The 4,190-nt window shown below is 70.4% G+C and carries 2 protein-coding genes; one reads left to right on the forward strand and one right to left on the reverse strand.

The annotated features are described in order from the left end of the window. A partial coding sequence (locus tag ACOV8S_RS20020) for an NUDIX hydrolase (RefSeq protein ID WP_448319161.1) occupies positions 1–446 on the reverse strand: 446 nt, incomplete at its 3' end. Positions 447–769: 323 nt separating this feature from the next. On the opposite strand from ACOV8S_RS20020, the gene ACOV8S_RS20025 reads away from it, so the two are divergent. Then, positions 770–4,072, forward strand: coding sequence for a S8 family serine peptidase (locus ACOV8S_RS20025; RefSeq protein WP_448319162.1), 3,303 nt, complete (start codon positions 770–772; stop codon positions 4,070–4,072). Positions 4,073–4,190 lie beyond the last annotated feature (118 nt).

Genomic DNA, 4,190 nt, shown 5'->3' on the forward strand with positions numbered 1-4,190 from the left:
GGGGCGAGGTGGCCGGTGCGGGGGCGCTCGCGCCAGAGGCGCAGACCCGTGTCGACCAGCTCCACGTGCTCGAGTTCCGCGACGGCCGACAGCGGATGCCACGCCGCCATGTCCGTCGATCCGCCGACCTCGTTGCGCAGCGACCCGCCGGTGATGCGCGCCTCGTACACCACGCGCAGCCCGTGGAAGTCGGCCCGCGCCCCCAGCCGCCGCGGATAGGACCGGCGCACCGAGTCCACGCCGAGAAGGGTCACCGGTTCGACCGAGAAACCGGTCTCCTCCTCCACCTCCCGCACCACGGTGTCGTAGGGGTCCTCGCCGTGGTCCATGCCGCCGCCCGGCAGGGTCCAACGCCGTGTACCGTCGCCCGCGACCCACCGCGCCAGCAGCACCTGCTCGTCCCGCACGCAGACGGCGTAGGCCGCCACCCTCAACTCCTCATGCATACCCAGACGTTACGGCAGGACCGCGGAGCCGGCAGCTCGACGCGGTGGGCGGACGTCACCCGCGCGGCGCCGGCGCCCCCACCGTCGGGCCGTCGACACGCCGGCCGCCGCGGTGCCGCCCGTCGTCACACACGACACGCCAGTCACACGGTGTGGCGGGATTACGCCATGGCAGCAATACGCCTCCGGCAACTCTCCCCAAACTCCGTACCCATAGGTAAAGCTGAGCGGTCATCCGGACCATTTCTCCGGACGGCGGCGATCCCGGGCATTTCCGCCCGCGCGACGCCCTCCTCACTTTCCTTCACTCGCAAGGGAAATCGATGACCTCTCATCCCGAGCGCACCCAGATATCGGGCGCGAGACGCGCTGCGCGCATCGCCGTCGCCGCGGGTCTGGTGGCGGCGCTCTCCGCGGCCGGGCCGATACCCATGGCCTTCGCCGCAGACGCAGCCTCCGCGGCCGACCAGCCCACCCCGGGCAAGTCGGCCCACGACAAGCTGGGTTCGGAAGACGCCGAACTCCTCGCCGCCGCCCAGGCGGACGGCGAGAAGAACGTCACCATGATGGTGATCACCGAGCCCGGCCAGACCGAGCAGGTCGCCGAGCAGCTCGACGCCGTCAGCGGCGCGTCGGTGGGCAAGTCCTACGACAAGCTCGGCTACGTCCGCGCCACGGTCCCCACCGGCAAGGCGGAGTCGGCCATCGCGGCCGCCGCCAAGCTCTCCTCCGTCCAGGGCATCGACCTGGACAAGGAGGTCAAGCTGGACGACCCGCGTCCGGACGCCGGCAAGAAGACCTCCGGCACGAAGGAGACCGGCACCTACTCGGCCCCCGGCGCGAGCACCCCGGCGAAGAACCCGTACAACCCGTCCTTCGAGACCGGCGCGGTCGACTTCGTCAAGCAGAACCCCAAGGCCGACGGCCGCGGCGTCACCATCGGCATCCTGGACTCCGGCGTGGACCTCGGTCACCCGGCGCTCCAGAAGACCACCACCGGCGAGCGCAAGATCGTCGACTGGGTGACCGCCACCGACCCGATCGTCGACTCCGACGCCACCTGGCGTCCGATGATCAACCCGGTCTCCGGCACCAGCTTCACCTACGGCGGCCGCACCTGGACCGCCCCCGCGGGCGAGCACAGCGTCCAGCTGTTCAAGGAGTCGTACACCGCCGGCGGCGACGCCGCGGGCGACGCCAACCGTGACGGCGACACCACCGACGTGTGGGGCGTGCTCTACGACGCGGCGGCCGGCACGGTCGTCGTCGACCAGAACGACAACGGCGACTTCACCGACGACACCGTGATGAAGCCGTACAAGGAGGACCACCAGGTCGGCTGGTTCGGCAAGGACGACCCGGCCACCGACGTCGCCGAGCGCCAGCCGTTCGTCGTCGAGATCCGCAAGGACGTCCCGATGGACCCCTACGGGGGCACCTGGGTCGGCCAGAAGCGCGACTTCGTCAACATCGGCGTCATCGAGAGCGAGCACGGCACCCACGTCGCCGGCATCACCGCCGCCAACGGCCTGTTCGGCGGCAAGATGAACGGCGCCGCCCCCGGCGCCAAGCTGGTCTCCTCGCGCGCCTGCACCTGGACCGGCGGCTGCACCGCCGTTGCCCTCACCGAGGGCATGATGGACCTGGTCGTCAACCGCGGCGTCGACATCGTCAACATGTCGATCGGCGGTCTCCCGGCGCTGAACAACGGCGACAACGACCGCTCGCGTCTCTACACGCGCCTCATCGACGAGTACGGCGTCCAGCTGGTGATCTCCGCGGGCAACTCCGGCCCCGGCGTCAACACCATCGGCGACCCCGCCCTCTCCGACAAGGTCATCTCGGTCGGCGCCACCGTCTCCAAGGAGACCTGGGCCGCCAACTACGGCTCCGTCGTGGAGAAGGACTACGCGATGATGCCGTTCTCCTCGCGCGGTCCGCGTGAGGACGGCGGTTTCACCCCGACCCTCTCCGCCCCGGGCGCGTCGATCAACACCACGCAGACCTGGCTCCCCGGCGGCCCCGTCGCCGAGGCCGGCTACGCGCTCCCGGCCGGCTACTCGATGCTGCAGGGCACCTCGATGGCCTCCCCGCAGGCCACCGGCGCGACCGCGCTGCTCATCAGCGCCGCCAAGCAGAAGAAGATCGACCTCGCCCCGGCGAAGCTGCGCACCGCGCTGACCTCGACGGCGAACCAGATCCCCGGTGTCCAGGCCTACGAGCAGGGCGCCGGTCTGATCGACATCATCGGCGCCTGGAGCTCCGTCAAGCGCAACGCCAAGGCCCACGAGTACAAGGTCAAGGCCCCCGTCGACACCAACATCGACTGGGCGCTGGCCGAGCCGGGCTTCGGCGCCGGCCTGTACGACCGTGAGGGCGGCATCAAGGTCGGCGAGCGCAAGGTGTACGACGTCGTCGTCACCCGCACCTCCGGCTCCAAGGCGAGCGTGCTGCACAAGCTGTCGCTGAAGAACAACCACGGCCGCACCTTCGACATCGTCGGCAGCGAGCTGGTTCTCCTTCCGCTGAACAAGGCGGTCACCGTCAAGGTCGCCGCCCGGCCCGGCTCGCTGGGCATGCACAGCGCGATCCTCGAGGTGAACGACCCGTTCACCGAGGGCGTCGACCAGCAGATCATGACCTCCGTGATCGCCGCCTCGGACGTGAAGAACACCTTCGCGGCCTCGGGCACCGTGCAGCGCAACAGCCACAAGTCCTACTTCGTGACCGTCCCCGAGGGCGCCACCTCCCTCGAGGTCGCGCTGAGCGGCCTGGCCGACAAGAGCCAGACCCGCTTCATCTCGATCCACCCGTACGGTGTCCCCTCGGACCCGACGTCGACGGTCAACTGCTACCCGAACTACCCGGCCGGTGACGGCGGCTGCAAGCCGCAGGCCCGCTTCTACGCGCCCACCCCGGGCGTCTGGGAGATCGAGGTCGAGTCGCGGCGCACCTCGCCGCTGCTGAACAACCCGTACAAGCTCGACGTCACCCTGCTGGGCGCCACGTTCGAGCCGGAGACCCTCGAGATCCCCGCGGCCAAGGTCGGCGAGCCCGCCGCGGCCGAGTGGACGGTCGAGAACAAGTTCGCCGCGTTCGAGGGCAAGCTGGTCGGCGGTTCGCTCGGCTCGTCCAAGACGGACCGTCCGACCATCGCCAACCACGAGGTCCAGGAGTTCACGGTCGAGGTGCCCGCGGGCGCCGAGGCGCTGAACGTGTCCATCGGCAACGTCTCCGACACCGCCGCGGACCTGGACCTCAACATCTACAACGCGGCGGGCACGAAGGTCGGCTCGTCCGCGGACGGCGACTCCGAGGAGTCGGTCTCCCTCAAGGCGCCGGCCGCCGGCACCTACACCGTCGAGGTCGACGGCTACTCGATCCCGAGCGGCTCGACCCAGTACGACTACCTCGACGTGTTCTTCTCCGAGGCGCTCGGCACCGTCGCGGTGGACGGCACCACGGTGAAGCTCGCCGAGGGCGGCAAGGCGTCCTTCTCGGGCACCGTGACCGTCGGCGCGCCGGCCCCCGCGGGACGTGAGTTCTTCGGTCAGGTCCAGCTCGTCAACGCCAACGGCACCCCGGCGGGCGTCGGCAGCGTGAAGATCGGCAGCGTCACCGAGTAACACCGAGTGACACGGTCCGCGGCCCCGGCCGCGACCAGGTGACGAAGGGGCGGGCGTCCATCACCGGACGCCCGCCCCCTTCCTTCGCCCCGGGTCCCGCACGTCAGGGGCCCGGGGC

The sequence above is a fragment of the Streptomyces sp. CO7 genome, assembly GCF_053474865.1.